The sequence below is a fragment of the Luteitalea sp. genome (assembly GCF_044337415.1).
Lineage (GTDB): Bacteria > Acidobacteriota > Vicinamibacteria > Vicinamibacterales > Vicinamibacteraceae > Luteitalea.
Genome location: NZ_JBIINP010000080.1, coordinates 1 through 18,025, shown reverse-complemented (window position 1 = coordinate 18,025; position 18,025 = coordinate 1). Strand labels below are relative to the sequence as shown.

At 70.8% G+C, this 18,025-nt stretch carries 17 protein-coding genes; 10 read left to right on the top strand and 7 right to left on the bottom strand.

What is annotated here, in order from left to right; translation table 11 throughout:
• The coding region (locus ACIRDX_RS12960; RefSeq protein WP_396625852.1) for a VOC family protein at window positions 1-336 on the top strand (336 nt) is incomplete at its 5' end.
• Between the two features lie 109 nt (window positions 337-445).
• On the opposite strand, the gene ACIRDX_RS12955 is transcribed toward ACIRDX_RS12960, so the two are convergent.
• The gene (locus ACIRDX_RS12955) at window positions 446-949 is read right to left on the bottom strand and encodes a YajQ family cyclic di-GMP-binding protein (RefSeq protein ID WP_396625851.1); all 504 of its coding nucleotides are present in this window, start codon (window positions 947-949) and stop codon (window positions 446-448) included.
• A gap of 182 nt (window positions 950-1,131) precedes the next feature.
• Between ACIRDX_RS12955 and ACIRDX_RS12950 the strand changes: the two genes are divergently transcribed.
• The 7 genes from ACIRDX_RS12950 to ACIRDX_RS12920 all read left to right on the top strand — a co-directional run bounded on the left by ACIRDX_RS12950 (window position 1,132) and on the right by ACIRDX_RS12920 (window position 7,734).
• A complete protein-coding gene (locus tag ACIRDX_RS12950; protein WP_396625850.1) occupies window positions 1,132-2,328 on the top strand; it encodes a CaiB/BaiF CoA transferase family protein in 1,197 nt (398 codons plus the stop codon).
• Between the two features lie 41 nt (window positions 2,329-2,369).
• Window positions 2,370-2,948, top strand: a complete 579-nt coding sequence (locus ACIRDX_RS12945) for an SET domain-containing protein (RefSeq protein WP_396625849.1) — start codon at window positions 2,370-2,372, stop codon at window positions 2,946-2,948.
• Between the two features lie 155 nt (window positions 2,949-3,103).
• The gene (locus ACIRDX_RS12940; RefSeq protein WP_396625848.1) at window positions 3,104-3,763 is read left to right on the top strand and encodes a YqiA/YcfP family alpha/beta fold hydrolase; all 660 of its coding nucleotides are present in this window, start codon (window positions 3,104-3,106) and stop codon (window positions 3,761-3,763) included.
• Window positions 3,730-6,030, top strand: coding sequence for a SpoIID/LytB domain-containing protein (locus ACIRDX_RS12935; RefSeq protein WP_396625847.1), 2,301 nt, complete (start codon window positions 3,730-3,732; stop codon window positions 6,028-6,030). The genes ACIRDX_RS12940 and ACIRDX_RS12935 overlap by 34 nt, the downstream gene beginning before the upstream one ends.
• Before the next feature lie 212 nt (window positions 6,031-6,242).
• Window positions 6,243-6,806: an RNA polymerase sigma factor gene (locus ACIRDX_RS12930; RefSeq protein WP_396625846.1), complete on the top strand. Its 564-nt coding sequence runs from the start codon at window positions 6,243-6,245 to the stop codon at window positions 6,804-6,806.
• Window positions 6,803-7,159, top strand: a complete 357-nt coding sequence (locus ACIRDX_RS12925) for a hypothetical protein (RefSeq protein WP_396625845.1) — start codon at window positions 6,803-6,805, stop codon at window positions 7,157-7,159. The genes ACIRDX_RS12930 and ACIRDX_RS12925 overlap by 4 nt, the downstream gene beginning before the upstream one ends.
• Window positions 7,156-7,734, top strand: a complete 579-nt coding sequence (locus ACIRDX_RS12920; RefSeq protein WP_396625844.1) for a DUF4252 domain-containing protein — start codon at window positions 7,156-7,158, stop codon at window positions 7,732-7,734. Before ACIRDX_RS12925 ends, ACIRDX_RS12920 begins: the two co-directional genes overlap by 4 nt.
• 213 nt (window positions 7,735-7,947) lie before the next feature.
• Here the strand turns inward: ACIRDX_RS12920 and ACIRDX_RS12915 are convergent, their stop codons facing one another.
• The 6 genes from ACIRDX_RS12915 to ACIRDX_RS12890 all read right to left on the bottom strand — a co-directional run bounded on the left by ACIRDX_RS12915 (window position 7,948) and on the right by ACIRDX_RS12890 (window position 16,371).
• Window positions 7,948-8,697 (bottom strand): SGNH/GDSL hydrolase family protein, encoded by a 750-nt coding sequence (locus tag ACIRDX_RS12915; RefSeq protein ID WP_396625843.1) that lies wholly within the window; start codon window positions 8,695-8,697, stop codon window positions 7,948-7,950.
• A gap of 69 nt (window positions 8,698-8,766) precedes the next feature.
• Window positions 8,767-9,201, bottom strand: a complete 435-nt coding sequence (locus tag ACIRDX_RS12910) for a hypothetical protein (RefSeq protein WP_396625842.1) — start codon at window positions 9,199-9,201, stop codon at window positions 8,767-8,769.
• Entirely contained in the window at window positions 9,201-10,007 is an 807-nt protein-coding gene (locus tag ACIRDX_RS12905) for a hypothetical protein (RefSeq protein ID WP_396625841.1), read from the bottom strand. The genes ACIRDX_RS12910 and ACIRDX_RS12905 overlap by 1 nt, the downstream gene beginning before the upstream one ends.
• Complete coding sequence (locus ACIRDX_RS12900) at window positions 10,004-14,722, bottom strand: alpha-2-macroglobulin family protein (RefSeq protein WP_396625840.1); 4,719 nt, start codon at window positions 14,720-14,722, stop codon at window positions 10,004-10,006. The genes ACIRDX_RS12905 and ACIRDX_RS12900 overlap by 4 nt, the downstream gene beginning before the upstream one ends.
• Window positions 14,719-15,381 carry a DUF1175 family protein gene (locus ACIRDX_RS12895; RefSeq protein ID WP_396625839.1) on the bottom strand — a complete coding sequence of 221 codons (663 nt, stop codon included), beginning with the start codon at window positions 15,379-15,381 and terminating at the stop codon, window positions 14,719-14,721. The genes ACIRDX_RS12900 and ACIRDX_RS12895 overlap by 4 nt, the downstream gene beginning before the upstream one ends.
• 84 nt (window positions 15,382-15,465) lie before the next feature.
• Window positions 15,466-16,371: a glycosyltransferase family 2 protein gene (locus tag ACIRDX_RS12890; RefSeq protein WP_396625838.1), complete on the bottom strand. Its 906-nt coding sequence runs from the start codon at window positions 16,369-16,371 to the stop codon at window positions 15,466-15,468.
• A gap of 35 nt (window positions 16,372-16,406) precedes the next feature.
• On the opposite strand from ACIRDX_RS12890, the gene ACIRDX_RS12885 reads away from it, so the two are divergent.
• Both ACIRDX_RS12885 and msrP read left to right on the top strand, forming a co-directional pair.
• Window positions 16,407-17,147 carry a TIGR04283 family arsenosugar biosynthesis glycosyltransferase gene (locus ACIRDX_RS12885; RefSeq protein WP_396625837.1) on the top strand — a complete coding sequence of 247 codons (741 nt, stop codon included), beginning with the start codon at window positions 16,407-16,409 and terminating at the stop codon, window positions 17,145-17,147.
• On the top strand, window positions 17,141-18,025 hold an 885-nt coding region (gene msrP, locus ACIRDX_RS12880), incomplete at its 3' end, for a protein-methionine-sulfoxide reductase catalytic subunit MsrP (RefSeq protein WP_396625836.1). The genes ACIRDX_RS12885 and msrP, both read left to right, overlap by 7 nt.

Below are 18,025 nucleotides of genomic sequence, written 5' to 3'. Positions count from 1 at the left end.
CGCGAACCCGAGCGCGCCGTGCAGTTCTACGGAGGCCTCTTCGGCTGGCAGCCGCGGACGACGGCCTTCGTGCCCTTCGACAGCTACATCGTGCTCGAGCGCGAGGGGCACCAGGAAGGCGGGGTGCTCCCGATCGCCGCCGACTGGTATGTCCCACCGCGCTGGAACACCATCGTCGTCGTGGCCGATGCCGATGCGGCCTGTCGCGACGCCGAGACGCTGGGCGGCTGCACGCACTTCGCACACGACGTGCCGTCGGCCGGTCGGATCGCCGGGTTCACCGATCCGGGCGGCGCACTCCTCGTGGTTCGTGGTCCGATCCAGCCCTCGAGGTAGGGCCGGCTCTCCGCCCCTCGACTTCGCTCGGGGCGGCCTGAGCAACGTCGAAGGCCGAGCCCGGCCCGTGCCTCGACTACCGTACCCGGTACCCGGAACCCGGTACCCGCTACGATCGGTAATTCCCGAACATCAGCTCGATCTCGAAGTCGTGGCCGCGGAGGCGCTTCATGGCCTCCTGCAGTTCGTCCTTCGAGTTCGAGCTCACGCGGACCTGCTCGGCCATGATCGTGGCCTGCACCTTCTTCATCCCCTCGTCCTTCAGGAACTTCACGATGGCCTTGGCGGCTTCGGTGGGGATGCCCTGCTGCAGCGAGACGACGCGGCGCACGGCGCTGCCGGCCGCCGACTCCTTGTCGCCCAGCTTCATGTTCTTGATCGGCACGTTGCGCTTGAACATCTTGCCCTGCAGCACCTCCCACACTGCCGACAGCTTGTAGTCGTCGTCGGCCAGCAGGGTGATGGTGCTCTTGGCCTTGTCGAAGTCGATCTCGATGTGCGCGCCCTTGAAGTCGTAGCGCTGCCCGATCTCCTTCTGGGCCTGGTTCACGGCGTTGTCCACTTCCTGCAGGTCCACGGTGGACGTGATGTCGAAGCTCGCGCTCGCTGCCATAAGGGAGGGATAGTACACAGAAATGCTGCGATGCCGGGAATGCCGGCAATGTCGGGCGCCGGGGGCACGGCACGCAGCGGAAGGGCACGACGAAGGGCAAGCGCAAAAGAGGACGGTCGACTGGCGAAGGGCAAAGGGCAAAGAGCAAAGAGCAAAGGGCGAAGGCCGCTAGAATTGGCGTCGTGACCGCGCCGCTTGAAGGCCTCCGCGTCCTCGAACTCGGGCAACTGATTGCCGGGCCGTTCTCCACGATGCTGCTGGCCTATTTCGGGGCCGACGTCATCAAGGTCGAGCCGCCCGATGGCGGCGACCCGCTGCGCACGTGGCGACACGTGCACAACGGCACGGCCCTGTGGTGGTACGCCATGGGGCGCAACAAGCGCTGCATCACGGCCGACCTCCGGCAGGAAGAGGCGCGCGCGCTGGTGCGGCGGCTCGTCGAGCACTGCGACGTGGTGGTCGAGAACTTCCGCCCGGGGCGGCTCGAGGCGTGGGGACTCGGCTACGAGGCGCTCAAGGCCATCAACCCGCGCCTGATCATGGTGCGCATCTCGGGCTTCGGGCAGACGGGGCCGTATGCGCGACGTCCGGGCTTTGCGGCGGTGGCCGAGGGCATGGGCGGCCTGCGCTACGTGAACGGGTTTCCCGACCGTCCGCCCGCGCGCGCCAACCTGAGCCTCGGCGACACCATTGGCGGCCTGCACGCGGTGCTCGGCCTGCTGCTCGCGTTGCACCATCGCGACGGCAAGGGCACGGGCGAGGGCCAGATGGTGGACGTGGCTCTCTACGAGTCCATCTTCAACCTGATGGAATCCACGCTGCCCGAGTACGCGACAGCGGGCGTGGTGCGCGAGCGGCACGGGTCGACGGTCAGCGGCATCGTGCCGACCAACGTGTATCCGTGCGCCGATGGGCGGTACATCATCATCGGCGGCAACGCCGACAGCATCTTCAAGCGGCTGATGCGGACGATCGGTCGCGCCGACCTGGCCGACGACCCGCGCCTGCAGACCAACGATGGGCGTGTGCCTCACGCGGCGGAGATCGACGCGGCCATCGGCGCGTGGACGCAGACGCAGCCGTACGACACGGCGTTCGCCCAACTCGACGGCGCCGACGTGCCGTGCGGGCCGATCTACTCGGTCGCCGATCAGTTCACCGATCCGCACTTCGCCGCGCGTGGCCTGATCGAGCACGTCACGGTCGACACCGGCGAAGACGTCGCCATCCCGGCCGTCGCGCCGCAGTTGTCGGCCACGCCGGGGCGCACCACGTGGCCGGGGCCGCCGCTCGGGGCGCACAACCGCGAGATCTATGGCGACCTGCTCGGTCTCGACGAGGCCGCACTCGCCGATCTTCAAGCGCGCGGCGTGATCTGAGCGCCACACGCGCCGCAGGCGGCAGGACACCTGCTGTTACAATGCCGCGATCGCACGGAGGCAACTGGTTGGCACAGCGCGTCACGGCCCGCAAGGGCAGCACCAAGGCGAAGGGCAAGGCGCCCCGCTTCGAGTACGCTCCCCTCGTCATCGAGGGCACCAAGGTCAAGCTGAAGTCCCGCGTCGCGGGCCAGGTGGTGAAGCTTCCCGACGATTTCCCGCTGCCGCGCATCGAGCGCCGCAAGAGCGGCGTGCATGGCTGGGGCGTGTTCGCCCTCGAGCGCATCACGAAGAACACGCGGATCATCTACTACTCGGGCCAGTTGGTCGGCGCCAAGGACAGCCACGACCGCGAGGTGGCGTACCTCGAGAAGGGCTGCATCTGGTGCTTCGAGCTGAGCACCCGATGGGCCGTGGACGCCAAGTTCGGCGGCAACGTCGCGCGCTTCATCAATCACGCCTGCAAGCCCAACTGCTACAGCCACATCATCGACGGGGTCATCTGGATCCGCGCCGGCCGCACGATCGAGGCGGGCGAGGAGCTCTCGTACGACTACTACACGGGCGGCACCGCCGAGATCCCGTGCAAGTGCCGGCCGGGGTGCAAAGGGCAGATCTGACGCTTCTCATGCCTCATGCTTCATGATTCATGCGTCATGACTCATGACAAGGCGAAGGCACAAGGAACAAGCGTGAAGGGGAGAAGCCTGAGGGGGCACTTCGGGCGTGAGACATGTCGCATGATGAATGAGGCATGTGGCATGAGGCATGGGGAATGACCTCCCGCGTCGTCTACCTCCACGGCTTCGCGTCCTCTCCGCAGTCGGGCAAGGGGCAGTTCTTCAGCGAGCGGTTCGCCGAGGTCGGCATCCCCGTCGTGACGCCGGACCTGAATGCGCCGGACTTCGGCACGCTCACGGTGACGCGCATGCTCGATGAGGTCGGCAGCGTCATCGCCCACGGACCTCCGGGGCCTGTCGTCCTGATGGGCTCGAGCATGGGCGGCTTCGTGGCGTGGAATGCCGCGGCGCGGCTCGCGCCGGTGCTGCCGCATCACCCGATCACGAAGCTCGTGTTGCTGGCACCCGCGCTGCTGTTCGGGCACGACCGTCGCGAGGACTTCGGCCCCGGCGTGGTCGACGAGTGGGAGCGGACGGGCACGCGCGAGTTCTTCCATTACGGCGAGAATCGGCCGCGCCAACTCCACTACGAGTTCTACCGCGACGCCATGACCTACCACGCGGCGCATGCCGTGGTGGACCAGCCCACGCTCATCTTCCAGGGCATGCAGGACGACGTGGTGAAGCCGCAGGGCGTGATCGAGTTCTGCCAGGGCCGCCCGAACGTGTCGCTCCGGCTCCTGCAGGACGGCCACCAGTTGCACGGGCACCTCGACCTGATGTGGCAGGAGACGCGCACCTTCCTCGGCTGCTGACGCAGGGCCTGGCCAGCCTGGCCCTGGCGGTCCTGTGCGTCGCCTGCAGCGCGCCCCGAGAGACGCCGGGCGAGGCGCCAGCGCCCGCGCGCGCCGATGCCGCGCCGCCTCGACCCAGTCCCGCAGTCGTCGACGCCGACCCCACGCCGTCAGTCGACCTCGACGATGTCGGGCCCCAACTTGCGCGCGTCGCCTGGATGCGCATGTCGTGGCCGGGCGGGCGCGTGCTGGCCGCCAACCTGCCCGAGCGCCTCGACGACGCCGTGCATGCGGGGTCGCTCTTCAAGCTGGTCGTGGCGCGCGCCGCCGTGGACCAGGGACTCGTCACACCCGACCTGCACCTGGCCTGCCCGCGCCGCGTGCGCGTGGCAGGGCGCGAGGCCGATTGTGTCCATCCCGATTTCGGGCGCCCCATCGCCCTCGACGACGCGCTCGCGCACTCCTGTAACCACTTCTTCGTGCGCCTGGCCGAGCGGCTCGACCGGGCTGGTCTCGAACGGACCTTTCGCGCGCTGGCCACGACGGCGCGGGTGAGCGCGGCGCCGCTCGGCGACGCGCCGATCGGGCTGGTCGGCCTCGGCCTCGAGGGCCCGAAGCTCGGCATGCGCGACTGGGCACGCATCGCGCTCGCCGCGATGGACGTGAGCGCCGACGCGCAGCCAGGTGGTGCGTTGATCGGCCGCGGCGTGCGACGCGCCGCCCGTGAGGGCACGGCCCTCGCGCTGCGCGACGAACAGCATGAGATGTGGGCCAAGACGGGCACGACCCTCGCCGGCACGGGGCAGCAGGACGGGCGTGTCGTGGCGTGGCGGCCGGAAACCGGCGAGGCCGTCGTGGTGCGCGCTGCGGGCGTCCCGGGGCGCGATGCGGCGCGCCTCGCCCACGCCTTGTGGCAGCAGGTCGATGCGAACGACGAGCCGCGTGTCCGTGTGGGGCGCCTGCGCGAGGCCGGCGCGACGTCGACGCCGCGTGTCGAGGTGCGTGGACTCGAGGACTACGTCGCCGGCGTCGTGGCCGCGGAAGGGGAGCGGTCGATGCCGGCAGCGGCACTCGATGCGCTGGCGGTGGCGGCGCGCAGCTACGCGCTGGCGCCCGGCGGACGACACGCGCGCGAGGGCTTCGACCTCTGCGACACGACACACTGCCAGGTGGTGGGACCGGTCACGGGCTGGAGCCGGGCGGCGGCCTTGCGGACGCGCGGGCTCGTCCTGGCCCGCGCGGGGCGCGTTGTCGCAGTGCCGTACTCGGCCTCGTGCGGCGGTCGACTCGTGTCGCCGCGCGAACTGTGGGGTGGTGCGGACCCCGGCGTGACACGGACGGGCGCCGATCCCGCCGCCCACGAGGTCGGTACCTGGACGAGCGATGTGCCCGTCGACGATCTGCTGAAGGTGCTGCGCGCCGCCGGACATCAGGGCGACGTCCTGCGCGACGTCCGCGTCGAGGCCAGGTCCCCCGAGGGCATGCCCACACGCCTGGCGCTCGACGGCCTCGCTCCCGCCAACATCGAGGCTACGACCTTCCGTCACATCGTCGGCCGGGCGCTCGGCTGGGACATCCTGAAGAGCCACGCCTTCGAGGTGACGCGCACAGGGCGCGGTTACCGCTTCACGGGGCGCGGCAAGGGGCACGGTGCCGGACTCTGCCTGCGCGGTGCGTCAGAGCTTGCCGGGCGTGGCGCCGGCCTCGACGAGGTGCTCAGGACGTACCTGCCGGGCGCGACGCTCCAGGCGCTGCAGGACAAGGTCGTGCTGCGTGTGCCGTCGGCGTGGCAGCCCCTGGCGCCGGCGTTGCTGACCGGTGCGAAGCGACTCCTCGCACGCCAGCGGCACGTCCTCGGCGTCGTCGACGCGCGGACGGTCACCCTCGAGATCCACCCGACGCGCGAGGCCTACCAGCGCGCGACCGGGCGGGCGTGGTGGACGAGCGCCAGCACGCGCGCAGAGGGCGGTGCGGCGTATCGGATCGACGTCGCGCCGCCACCAGGTCCGCCGTCGGCCGAGGCGCTGACCACCACCCTTGCGCACGAGTTCGTGCACGTCCTGACGTGGCCGCTCCTGGCCCAGGGGCCGGCGTGGGCGACCGAAGGCCTGGCGATTCTCGCCGCGCGGTGGACCGACCGTCCCGGTGACCGGGGCCCGTGCCCGACCGACGATGAGATGCGCCGCCCAGGCAGCCTCGAACGGATGCAGGAGGTCTACGGCCGCGCCGCCTCGTGCACCGCAGCGGCCTTGCCTCAGGGGCTCGCGAGCTGGCGCGACCTGAGGTAGAGCCCGGCTACAGGCTACGGGCTGCAGGCTGCCCGCGTCGTCCAAGGTAGGGCCGGCTGTCCCAGCCCGGCCCGATGACCTCGGGCGACAGGCTGCAGGCGACAGGCCACCCGCGACCCGCCCGGCCCCGTACCCGCTACCCGTTACCCGCTACCCGGCCCTCCCCATGCACCCCGAAGCCCCCCTGTCTCCGTATATGGCTGGTGAGCGCCATGAACGCCCCTGCCACCCTTCTCACTCCGACCTCCCTGGCTGACCGTGACCAGCGACTCCTGGACACGGCGCGCCACGGCGACCTCGACGCCTTCGAGGCGCTCGTGCGGCGTCACCAGCGGCGGGTCTACTCCCTGGCCTGGCACGCCGTCCGGGACCAGATGCTGGCCGAGGAGATTGCCCAGGACGTCTTCATGCAGTTGCACGCGGCGCTCGGCCGGATCGAATCCGCGGCGCACCTCGGCGCCTGGCTGCGGCGGACGACGACGCACCGGGTGATCGACACGCTGCGTGCGCGGAAGGCCTCGAGGTCGCTCGAGGACATCGCTGAGCCCCAGGTCGGGCACGGGGCCGGCGACCCGCTGGCCGAGCGGCTGGTCCACCGCGCCCTGCAGCGCCTGGCGCCGCGGGCCCGCCTCATCGTGATGCTTCGCTACATGGACGATCTCGCACCGACCGAGATCGCCGACACGCTCGACATGTCCCTGAACACCGTCAAGAGTCACCTGCGCCGCGGCCTCACCGTGATGCGCGCGCGGCTGCAGCGGGAGGCCGTCCGATGAATCCCGATGCCCGCCTTCGTCGTGCCCTGCCGCCCGTGGACCCGCCGGAGGGCTTCGCCCAGCGCGTCCGCGCCCGCATCGAGCGCGAGACCCGTCCTGCGCCGGCCGTGTGGAGTCGCTTCGGGCGCCTCACGGCCATCGCCGCGACCGTCCTCGCCGTGCTGGCCGGCCCGCTCGCGTGGCGCGAGTACCAGACCCGGCGCGACGCGCTTGCGGCCCGCGCCCAGGTCCTGCTGGCGCTGCAGATCGCCAGCCGCGAACTCAATACCGCGCACCGCAAGGTGGTGCGTCCCGTGTCTCCCGCGTCGCTGATGCCGACCGCGGGCCTCTCCGGAAAGGAAGGACGCCCATGATGCGTCAGTGTGTCGTTACCTGTGTCGTCATCGCGGGGCTGTGGGCCGCCGCTCCTGCCCAGGCGCAGCTGCTCCAGTTGCCCGATCTCTCGCGCCTCAGCGCCACGGCCACCGACGTGGTCGACGTGTCGGTGGATCAGGCCCTGCTCGGGATGGCCGCGTCCTTCATGGGCAGCGGCACAGACGACGCGCAGCTCAAGTCGCTGATGTCGTCGCTCAAGGGCATCTACGTGAAGAGCTTCACGTTCGGCAAGGACGGAGCTTACGACCCGGCCATGCTCGACTCGGTGCGCAAGCAGCTGTCGACGGGGCAGTGGACGCGCCTGATGGCGTCCCGGTCGTCCAAGGACGGCAGCGACATGGCCGTGTACCTCTGGCGCAACGGCGACCGGCCCGGCGGGCTCGCGGTGCTGAACGTCGAGCCCCGCGAGGTCACGCTGGTCAACATCGTGGGAACGATCGACCTGGAGCAGTTGCGGTCGCTGCAGGGCAAGTTCGGCGTGCCGGATCTCGAGCTCGGCGACACGGCCAAGACGGCGCCGCGGACCGCGCCGAAGGCCACTCCGCGGCCCTGACACTGCCGCGGCGACGCCAATGCTGCGATGCCGCGATGCAGGGAGCGCCGCATCACGGCATGCGCAGGGGCTGCGATTCCTTGGAAGATCGGCCCCATCTCATTCGGAACTCTGAATTCTGAACTACAGGGCGGAGTGTCCAGCGCCCTGTAGACTGCCGACCGCCGACTGCCGAACTCCGGGGCCGGGCCGCGAGGCCCGGCCCTCAGCGCTTCACGCCCACTCGAAGCCGACGCTGTTGAGGATGGCGCGGGCCAGCGCGGCTGCGCCGATGTGGTTCAGGTGCACGCGGTCCCAGTTGATCATGTGCGACGGCAGGTCCTTCAGCACCACGTCGAAGGCGGCCTGGCTGTCGACGAGCACCGCCTTGTGCTTCGCCGCGAGCCGCTTGACGATGGCGCCGTACTCGTCCATGCGGGCGCGCATCGGATCGTTGGTCCGCAGTTCCAGGAAGAACGGCGTGACGAGCATCAGCCCGCCCTTGAGCGTGGGCGCCGTCTTCGTGAGCAGTTCGTCGTAGACGCGCTCGTACTCGTCGGGCAGCACCGAGCGCTCCGGCTGCGTGACGCGATCGAACTGCCGCCACACGTCGTTGGCCCCGATCATCACCGTCAGCCAGTCCGGCTTCAGGTCGAAGACGTCGGTCTGCCAGCGGGCCGCGAGATCGCGCACGTTGTGGCCGCTCGTCCCGACGTTGAACAGCCGGATACGTCGCGCCGGATACCAGGCCTGCAGCAGCGCATCGAGCGTCAGCACGTAGCCGGTGCCGAGGCCGTTCGGTGCCTCGCCAATCGGCTTGGCGCGGCCGGTGTCGGTAATGGAGTCGCCGATCACCACCCAGCGCGCACCCTGCCCGATGCGCAGCCCACGCGCCGACGCACCTTGCGCGCGCATCGCCGGACGTGCCGCGCCCGCAAGCGCGCTGGCCGCCATCGTCCCCATCAGTTCCCGTCGTCCGATCATTCGCGTGTCTCTCTCGTCTCGTGGCAGACCGCTACCCGCTACCCGCTACCCGTTACCCGTTACCCGCTCCTAGTCCTGTGCAACCTCGCACCTGACGCCGACCGGGCCCTCGGTCGCAATCTCCTCGATCGCCGGCGTCAGCGACGCATCGACGTTCACCTCGAGTTCGTAGCTGACGTACGCGTCGAGCGTGGCAGCGGCAGGGGTGCCACTGAGCGTCACGTCGATGCCGCCGTTGCTGGTCTTGCCCCGCACGGCCACGACGGTGGGTGAGAGCCTGACCTCGGCGTTCGGGGGCAACGTCACCCGCACCGTCGCCGCCTCGTCGATGCGGCCGCGCCAGTGGGCCAGCTGCCAGCGTCCCGCCACCTGCTGCACCCGCCAGATGCGCACCGGATCCAGGCCGATGCTGCGGCACACGGCCTGTGGCGCGACGGTGCCGGAGGTCAGCGCCTGGGGGCTGGTCGTCGCGACCACGGCGAGCAGCAGGACGGGCCCGACCATCAGGCGCGCTCGTCCAGTCGGGTGCCGGTGGACGAGGCCACCGGCGGGGGCGCCGTCGACGGCACGGGCGTTGTGGTCACCCCGGCCGGCGTGGGCACCGCCTGTGCGGCGGTGTAGAGCGTGAACGCCCATCCCACCTGCGAGAGCGCGTAGATGACCAGCAACTTGACGCCGACGAACACCACCTCCAGCGTCGAGGCCGGCAGCGTCTTCGGGCGCCAGTAGACCCATCGCCACGGCAGCCACACGCCGATCGCGACGGCCGCGAGCGCGACGAGCACGAGACGCCAGTGCAGGCCGGCGGTCAGCCACTTGAGGGTGAGCACGTCGCGCGTCTCGTAGCCGGCCGCCCAGGCGAGGGCCGACGCCAGCCACGCCGGCACGAGCACCCACTGGATCAGCACGACGATCCAGTGCACGGCCGTGTGCACCCAGCCCGTACGCGTGATGTCGCCCGCCGCGATCGCGGCGGCATCGACCTGGCCGGCGTTGGCCATCCACCACCGCTCGAACCAGCCGGCCGAGCCGCAGATCACCCCGAGCACGACGAGCACGAACAGCAGCACGGGCAGGCGTCGCGCCGCGGCGCCCAGGCTCGCCCAGGGCGCGCGGTGGTGGACGAGTCCATGCGCGGCCGATGCCGACGACAGCACGAGCAGCACGCCGGCCAGCAGCACGAGCAGCGCCGAGGCGGCCAGCATGAGCACGTTGGATTCCGGCGTGTAGAGGAAGCCGGCGAGCGCCGCGCCGGCGAGGGCATCCACCACGCCGATCCAGAGGGCAGTCCTGAGCACGGCGGGGATCATCGCAGCGACTCCTGCGGGCTGGGTACGGTGAGCGCCGCCACGGCACTCGACGCGTACACGCCCGGCACGTACATCGGGGTCACCTGCGCCGGCATCGCCCGGAACTGTCCGGGTGTGGTCACGCGCAGGAGGTAGGTGAACTCGGCACGGCCGGGCAGCGCGTCGAGGAACAGCGCGACGCGATCGTCGCGGTACTCGCGGTGACTGCCATAGGTCCAGTCCGGTGGTTTGGCGAGTTCCAGCGTGTCGGGCCGCGAGACGGCCTCGGCGCCGGCCGGCAGCGGGTCCTCGATCATCAGGTAGCGCCAGTCGTTGGAGCCCGCCACGACGAGGCGGACGAGGATCAGCTCGCCAGGCGCCGCGGTGCCGGAGAACGCGCGTTCCTCGTACACGACCCGGCCATCACGCTTCACGGGTGTGAGCGAGAAGTACTTGCGGCTGAGCGCCAGCTTGCGCGACCCGCTGCGCTCGAGGCCGGCCGCCGTGTCGTAGTAGCGGGCACTCGCCGTCCAGTACACCGGTCCGCCGTTGCTGCTGATCGTGACGCTGCTCTTGCCCGCGCCTGCCGGGAGCGTGATCAGGGCAGGGAAGGGGCGCGTCCAGTCCTCGGGCGCGAAGCTCACGCTCTGCGACTGGCCATTCATCGTCACCGTCACCGTGCTGGCGGCAGGCTGCTCCTTGCGGCCCTGCATCGCACCAAGCAGGCCGTACAGCACCATCGCGGTCTGCTTCGTGCTGTTCCACGTGAGGCCGCTCTGGCGGTTGGCGAGCAGCCACCGCACGGCCGGGTCGATCAACGGGTCGGTCGGGCGGACTGCCGCGAGCGCCTGCACGACGGCTGCCGTGGCATCCGCCGTGGCGTCGCCCCAGTCGCCGAGCAGCGGGTCGTTCTCGGTCGGCCACCAGGCGAGGTCGCCCTTGGTCTGCGCGCGCGTGGACAGGATGCCCGCGAGTTCCCCGGCGCGCGCGTCCTTCTGCGCGTGCAGCGCGAGCAGCAGCCAGGCCTGTCCGTACGGCGTCATGTCGCTGCGGCGGTTCCACAGCTCCGTGACCAGGGCCGGCAGCTCGAAGCCTTCCGCCTGCGGCGTCACGTCGGAGGCGGCCGCGCGCGCCAGCACGTACGCCGCGTACGCCTTCAGCTCCGGCACCATCGCCGGCGTCTGCTGCAACTGCCTTGCGAGTGCCGTGGTGCCCTTGTTCAGCGCGTCGTACGGCACGTCAAGCTCGGCGGCCTTCGCCTCGAGCAAGCCGTACAACGCGTAGGCGGTCATGAACGGATGGTCATCGTCTGTCTTCCACCAACCCCAGGCGCCGTTCTCGTGCTGCAGGCGCACGAGCTTGTCGAGGCCGGTGCGCGACACGCGGTCGAGCATGCCCATCCGCTCGGTCGGCGCGAGCTTGAGCTGGTCCAGCGTCCGCATCACGAGGAGGTTGGGCACGAAGCTCGACACGGTCTGCTCGGTGCATCCGTACGGATAGTTGACCAGGTCGTCGAGGGCGCCGAGCAGCGAGCCCGCCATCGACGGCATCAGGCTCACGACAACGCTGCGGGCGCCGGCGTTGGAGGCCTCGGGGATGGTGAGGTCGACGGTGCGCGACTGGCCGGCGGGCGTCGAGCCCGACATGCCGACGTCGCGGCGCGCGCCGTATGGCTTGACCGGAATCGTGAGCTCCATCGCGTCGCTCGCGCCCGGTGAGGACGCCGAGGCCGTGATCGTGGCCGAGCCCGGTGCACTCGCGGCGAACGCCCACTCGGTGCGCGCCTCGCCGCCGTTGGCGACGGTGACGGCCTGTGCGCCCGGCGACCTGGCTTCGAGCCCCGTGGCGGTCGCCGTCACCTCGACGGGCACCGCCGCGCCCTCCTGGTAGTTGTGCACGATCACCGGCACGCGGACATCGTCGCGCTCGGTCAGGAAGCGGGGCGGCACGAGGCGAAGCAGCAGGTCACGCGTGGTGACGGTGCGCGCCACGGCCATGCCCGCCTGCGTCTGCTGCGTGACCGCGCGCGCCGTGAGGCGCCAGGTGGTCAGCGAGTCCGGGTAGTCCACCTTCACGGTGGCCGTCCCGTCGGGGCCGGTCACCACCGAGGGGCTCCAGTAGATGGCGTCGGGGAAGCGCTTGCGCACCTGTGGGCGTGTCGGCGTGTCGCCCTTGAAGTCGGCCAGCGACAGCGGACGACGACGCTCGGCCAGCTTCATGCGGAGCGTGCCCGAGTAGCCCATGAAGTAGTACTGCCGCGAGTAGTCGGTGGACACCCGGGTGTACTCGGTGCGGTAGAACACGCGGAGCGGGTCGGCGGTGGTATCGGGACGGACCCCGTACACGGCTTCGTCCACGACGCCGATCGCGACCTGCGCCTGCACCGGGGCCCCCGAGGCATCGAGGGTGCGCACCGTGTAGGTGCCGGGCTCGCCAGGGCGATAGATGGCCTTGTCGGCCGTCACCTCGATCTTCAGGGCCCGCGCCGCGGCCGGGACGCGCAGCTTCTTCTCGGCGTAGAAGACCTTGTCGTCCTTGACGTACAGGAGGTTCACCCAGGTATCGCCGAGGTCGGTGTCGGTGATGGCGACGTCGAAGACGCCGTCGGCGCTGGGCTGCCGCAGGTCGTACCAGGTGAGGGTGCGTGCTTCCTTGGTGATGAGGACCGGCACGTCTGGCGCGGTGCCGCGCACGGCGACCTTCGCCGTCTCGCCCGGCGCGTAGGTGCTCTTGTCGGTCACCAGTTCGATGGACTCGCTGTCGTTCTCGAACACGTCGTCTGTCGCGCCGGGCACCCAGACGAAGCTGTCGTCGGTGACCTGGCGGTCGCCAGACAGCGCGCGCGCCTCGAGCCGGTAACTGCCGCCGGCGGCTGGCGCGCGGGTGTCCCACGTGGCACGTCCGTCGGCCGCCGTCGTCACCTTCCCCGAGGTGATCACCTCGCGCTTCTGCTCGCCGGAGTCCTCGTCCCACGACACGCGGACCAGATCGACGGTCACGGGGACGCCCGCCACGCCGCCGCCGCGATAGTCCACGGTCCGCAGACGCAGCGTGAGGGGGGTGCCCGGGCGGGCCACGCTCGGCGTGGCGCGCGTGGCAATCAGGAAGTCGCCGTAGGTGGCCACCATGCGGCCACTCCCGGTCACCTCGAGGTCGCTGGCGTCGGTGACGCGCGCCTCGAACCGCATCTGGGCGTCGGAGCGGTTCTCGTCCTGCACGGGCAGGTCGACCTTGAACGTCGCCTGCCCGCTCGCGTCGAGACGCCCCTCGAGCGTGTCGATCTCGTCGCCGTAGAAGTAGTTGCTCCCCTCGCCCTCCTCGCCGTCGGAGTCGACCCACCGGAGTGGCGAGTAGTACGGGCCGAGAAACACCGCGAGCTTGACCGCGGCGTTGCGGACCGGCTGGCCGAAGTAGTACCGCGCGTTCACGGTCACGGTGACGGTCTGGCCCTGGCGCGCCATCTTCACGCCCGGCGTGACGCTGACCTCGTACTCCGGCTTGCGGTACTCCTGCACCTCGAAGGTCGCGCTGGCCTTCTGCTCACCCGAGGCCACCTCGACGGTGTAGTACCCGAGGGGCGCGGCCTCGGGGAGCGTCAACTCGGTGTCGACGGCCCCGAATCCGTCCACGTCCTTGCGCACGCGCTGCAGGACCTTGCCGGTGCGGTCGGTGACCGACATCTCCACGGAGGGCTGATCGAAGGGCAGCAGCGCGGTGCCGCTCCGCCACCGCAGGATGGCCTTGGCCTTCACCACGTGGCCGGGCCTGTACACGGGGCGGTCGGTGAAGACGTGCGCCACCAGTTCGCGCGCCGGTGCCTCGAGGCCATACGTCGACGGCGTGCTCGCGACCATCTGCGCGCCGCAGCGCGCGACCGTGATCAGGTCCTCGGGACGCGCGTCGGTCAACGGCATCGCCAGCAGGCCGCGCGCGTCTGTGGTGCCGGTGCCGAGGCGGGCCTTGTCGGCGATGGCGGTCACCTCGCAGCCCGCGACCGGCTGGCCCTTCACGCGATCGACGAGGTACGTGAGGAGCGTGCCCGGCGCGACCTTCGTGATCAGCGCGACGTCGGACACCATCAGCACCGTGTACGCCAACTGGGTGCCGTGCACGGCCTCGATGAGATAGATGCCTGGCGCCTTCACCTCGATCGGGATGCGACGCACGTCTGCATCGGCCAGGCGGGGCAGGATCTCGCGCCACGACGCGACGACCTGCTTGTCGTTGAGCAGTGGGACCTGCGCGTAGGCCGTGAGCCCGAGCTGCACGCGGCGCTGCACGGTGGCCTTGTCGGCGCCGGCGCGTCGCTGCGAGCGGTACTCGTGGCTCGTCTGCCGCCGGAGGAACCACTGGAGGTCCGAGCGGCGCTCGGCCTTCCACGACGCGAGCCGCTCGAGCCAGGTCTGCTCCGTGGGGACCGTGTACTCGGCACTCCCCAGCGCGTGCGCGTCGTCCAGCCCGCTGAAGAAGGCGACCGGGTCGGCGACCTTGTACACGCGGAAGTCGAGCGAGCCGAGGCGCTCGAAGGTGAGCGTGACGTAGGGCGAGGCCGTCGTGCGGAAGATCTCGCTGCTCGAGAGGGAGAACGCCGGTCGGTCGGCGGGACGGGCGGCCTCTTCCTGCGCGCGCGCCGGAGAAGGCGTCGTCGCCGCGACGAGCGAAGCCAGCAGCGCCGCGAGGCGCGGCACGGCACGACCGAAGGTGACCAGGCCTCGGACGAGGCGGGGGATCGTCATGGAATCCTCAATCGGTAGACCCCGAGGAAAGCGGGGTTGTCGGCCGCGGGCCGCCAGCGCGGCGCCGGGTGCCGCCGCAGGTCGGCCAGCGTGGCCTTGCGCATCTCGCCGGGCGCGCCCGTGGTGGTGTCGGGCCCGGTGTGGTAGACCACCCAGTCGAGCGGACCGGGTTCGTAAGCCGACGGCCCGACGAACACCATCAGGTGCTCGGGCATCCGGCGCGCGTCCTGCTGGAAGGCGAGCAGATCGCCGGGGCGCGCCGCGGCAGCATCGCGGCCGACCAGCGCGGCATTGAACCGCAGGATCGTGCGGGCATCGGCGAACTCCGCGTAGCGCGTCGGCGCGTCGCCGTTGACCCTGAAGAGCGGCAGGCTGCCGTTGGTGGCCACCAGTCGCGCCCGCACCTCGGCGCGCGACTGCCCGCCGGGAATGGCCATGCGTCGCTGCCACTCCGGCGTGTGCTCGCGCAGCGCCTCGCGGGCCGCGTGCCGCACGAGCCCGGCGCAGTCGGTCACGTCGGCCGTGGGCCGGTAGAACTGGGCGTCGGCGAGCAGGGTGAACCAGGCCAGGAAGGCGGCGCGGTCCTGGGCGTCCAGCGTCGGCCGTGGCGGCGCGGCCGAGAAGACGAGGATCGCAAGACTGAGCGCGGCGAGACGCATTGCAGGCGACTCAGAGTCTATATCCGGGTACGGGGTACCGGGTACCGGGTACCGGGTACGGGGAACGGGAAGAGCGTCGGGCGGCTATCTGAACGCGATTGGAATCACCCGAAGATAGGCGCGGGCCTCGGCCGGGCGCACGCGCAGCACGCTGATGGCGGCGCGGAGCAGCATGCCGGCCACCAGGAGGGGACGGATCAGCACCCTCGCGGCGGGCGTGCCGTGCTTGCCGACGTAGCGCAACAGGTTCCGGTACCAGATGGACGAGAACGAGCCGAGGCCGAGCGTCCGCATCGCCACGCCACCCTCGTGCCGCACCTGCGCACCCGCGACGTACCGGATGCGCCACCCGGCGCCACGCAGACGCCGACAGAAATCCACGTCCTCGAACCAGGCCGGGTGGAAGCCCGCGTCGAAGCCCCCGACCTGGTCGAACGCTTGCCGCCGCACCAACAGGCAGGCGGCCGCCGGCTGCTCGGCATCCTGGTCCTGCGATCGATCGAGATCCGCGCCGAGGTAGCGCGCCGTGGCCGGGTTGCCGCGCCACACCTGGTGGACCAGCAGCAGTTCGGCGGCCAACGACCCGAGCGTCGGGAAACGTCGCAGGCTGTAGCTGTCCTGCGGGCGTCCATCGGGGCCGATCAGCTGCGCCCCGACCGCACCCACGTCCCCGGCCGCCTCACCCGCCGCGATCAGGCGCTCGATGGCGCCGCGGTCGACGACGATGTCGGGGTTGAGCAGCAGGACCCAGGGCGTGGTGGTCTCGTGGACGCCCGCGTTCACGCCGCCCGCGAATCCGAGGTTCCGATCCGCAGCCACCAGGTGCGCCTGGGGTGTGCGGACCCGCACATACTCGGCGGTGCCGTCCAGCGACGCGTTGTCCACAACCACCACGGGCCACCCGGTCGACAGCGCCGGCGGCAGCGCATGGAGCAGGTGCGGCCGGGCGTTCCACGTGATGAAGACGAGCGTGACGGGGGCCTGGGACACGATTCCGCCCGCAGTGTGCCACGATGCGGCCGCTGATGTCCGACGGCCCCGTGCCTCCCGTGCTGACGGTCGTGGTGCCGGTGTGGCACGACACGGCCGCGCTGACCGGCTTGCTCGCGCAGCCGAGGCGCCACGACGAGCAGTGGATCATCGTCAACGGCGACGCGACCGACCAGTCCCTCGCCCCCCTGCGGCAGGCACATGGCGACGTGACGTGGCTCGATGCCCCGGCAGGGCGGGGTGGGCAGCTTGCGGCTGGCGTCGCGCTGGCCCGGGCCGATGTGGTGCTGCTGCTGCACGCCGACACGCGGTTGGCGGCCAGCTGGCGCACGGAAGTAACCGCTGTGGCTCCCGGAACGTCTTACTGCTGGGGGTGCTTCCGCCTGCGGCTTGACGCCCGGGCGTGGCAAGCTCGCGTGATCGAGGCCATGGTGCGCCTGCGCGTCCGCCTGTGGCGGCTGCCGTACGGCGACCAGGGCCTGTTCGTGCGGCGGGAGACCCTGGCGCGGGTCGGCGGTGTGCCACCGCTCCCGCTGATGGAAGATGTGGCGCTGGCCAGGGCGCTGGCACGCGTCGGCCCACCGTGGCGGTCGCGGGTGGACGCGGTCACGTCGGCGCGTCGGTGGGAACGGGATGGCTGGTGGCGCAGGACGCTGCGCAACTGGTGGACGATGGGACGCTACCTGTGCGGAGTGCCGCCCGAGCGGCTCGCCGCCAGGTATGCTGGCAGGACGCCGGAAGGCGACCGGGAAGACGACGGAACGGACCGATGCTGATTCGCACCACGCCACAGATCCCGACGCGGGAGATCACCGACGAACGTCTCTACCTCGATCGGCGCGCCTTCCTGCGCGCGTCGGCGGGCGCGGCCGCCGGGGGGATCGCCGGGGCGTTGCTGCCGGTGGACGAGGCGGCGGCCCAGCCGGCGCTGCCCAACGTGAAGAAGAGCCCGCTCAGCACCACGGGCGAGGCGCTCAACTCGTTCGAGGACATCACCAGCTACAACAACTTCTACGAGTTCGGGACCGACAAGAGCGACCCCAAGGCCTACAGCGGCAAGTTCAAGCCGACGCCGTGGACCGTGAAGATCGACGGCGAGGTCGGCAAGCCGGGTGACTACGCGCTCGAGGATTTCCTCAAGTGGTTCCCCCTCGAGGAACGCGTCTATCGGCTGCGCTGCGTCGAGGCGTGGTCGATGGTGATTCCCTGGGTGGGATTCCCGCTGGCCGAACTCGTCAAGCGCGTGGAGCCGACGTCCAAGGCCAGGTTCGTCGAGTTCACCACCGTGCAGCGGCCGGCCGAGATGCCGGGACTGCGGTCGCCGGTGCTCGACTGGCCCTACAAGGAAGGGCTGCGCCTCGACGAGGCCCTGCACCCGCTGACGCTCATGGCGGTCGGCCTCTACGGCAAGACGCTGCTCAACCAGAACGGCGCGCCGATGCGCCTCGTGGTGCCGTGGAAGTACGGCTTCAAGAGCGCCAAGTCGATCGCGCGCATCCGTTTCACGACGGGCCAGCCACAGACGGCCTGGAACGTGTCGGCGCCGCAGGAGTACGGCTTCTACTCCAACGTGAACCCGCAGGTCGACCATCCACGCTGGAGCCAGTCGCGCGAGCGTCGCATCGGCGAGGTGTTCCGGCGCGAGACCCTGATG

What these genes read in the sequence shown, in the direction of transcription:
- ACIRDX_RS12955 (WP_396625851.1), bottom strand. Translation starts at nt 949, where the DNA reads ATGGCAGCGAGCGCGAGCTTCGACATCACGTCCACCGTGGACCTGCAG.
- ACIRDX_RS12885 (WP_396625837.1), top strand. Translation starts at nt 16,407, where the DNA reads ATGTCCGACGGCCCCGTGCCTCCCGTGCTGACGGTCGTGGTGCCGGTG.
- ACIRDX_RS12900 (WP_396625840.1), bottom strand. Translation starts at nt 14,722, where the DNA reads ATGACGATCCCCCGCCTCGTCCGAGGCCTGGTCACCTTCGGTCGTGCC.
- ACIRDX_RS12920 (WP_396625844.1), top strand. Translation starts at nt 7,156, where the DNA reads ATGATGCGTCAGTGTGTCGTTACCTGTGTCGTCATCGCGGGGCTGTGG.
- ACIRDX_RS12925 (WP_396625845.1), top strand. Translation starts at nt 6,803, where the DNA reads ATGAATCCCGATGCCCGCCTTCGTCGTGCCCTGCCGCCCGTGGACCCG.
- ACIRDX_RS12940 (WP_396625848.1), top strand. Translation starts at nt 3,104, where the DNA reads ATGACCTCCCGCGTCGTCTACCTCCACGGCTTCGCGTCCTCTCCGCAG.
- ACIRDX_RS12930 (WP_396625846.1), top strand. Translation starts at nt 6,243, where the DNA reads ATGAACGCCCCTGCCACCCTTCTCACTCCGACCTCCCTGGCTGACCGT.
- ACIRDX_RS12945 (WP_396625849.1), top strand. Translation starts at nt 2,370, where the DNA reads ATGCCGCGATCGCACGGAGGCAACTGGTTGGCACAGCGCGTCACGGCC.
- ACIRDX_RS12915 (WP_396625843.1), bottom strand. Translation starts at nt 8,697, where the DNA reads ATGATCGGACGACGGGAACTGATGGGGACGATGGCGGCCAGCGCGCTT.
- ACIRDX_RS12895 (WP_396625839.1), bottom strand. Translation starts at nt 15,381, where the DNA reads ATGCGTCTCGCCGCGCTCAGTCTTGCGATCCTCGTCTTCTCGGCCGCG.
- ACIRDX_RS12905 (WP_396625841.1), bottom strand. Translation starts at nt 10,007, where the DNA reads ATGATCCCCGCCGTGCTCAGGACTGCCCTCTGGATCGGCGTGGTGGAT.
- ACIRDX_RS12910 (WP_396625842.1), bottom strand. Translation starts at nt 9,201, where the DNA reads ATGGTCGGGCCCGTCCTGCTGCTCGCCGTGGTCGCGACGACCAGCCCC.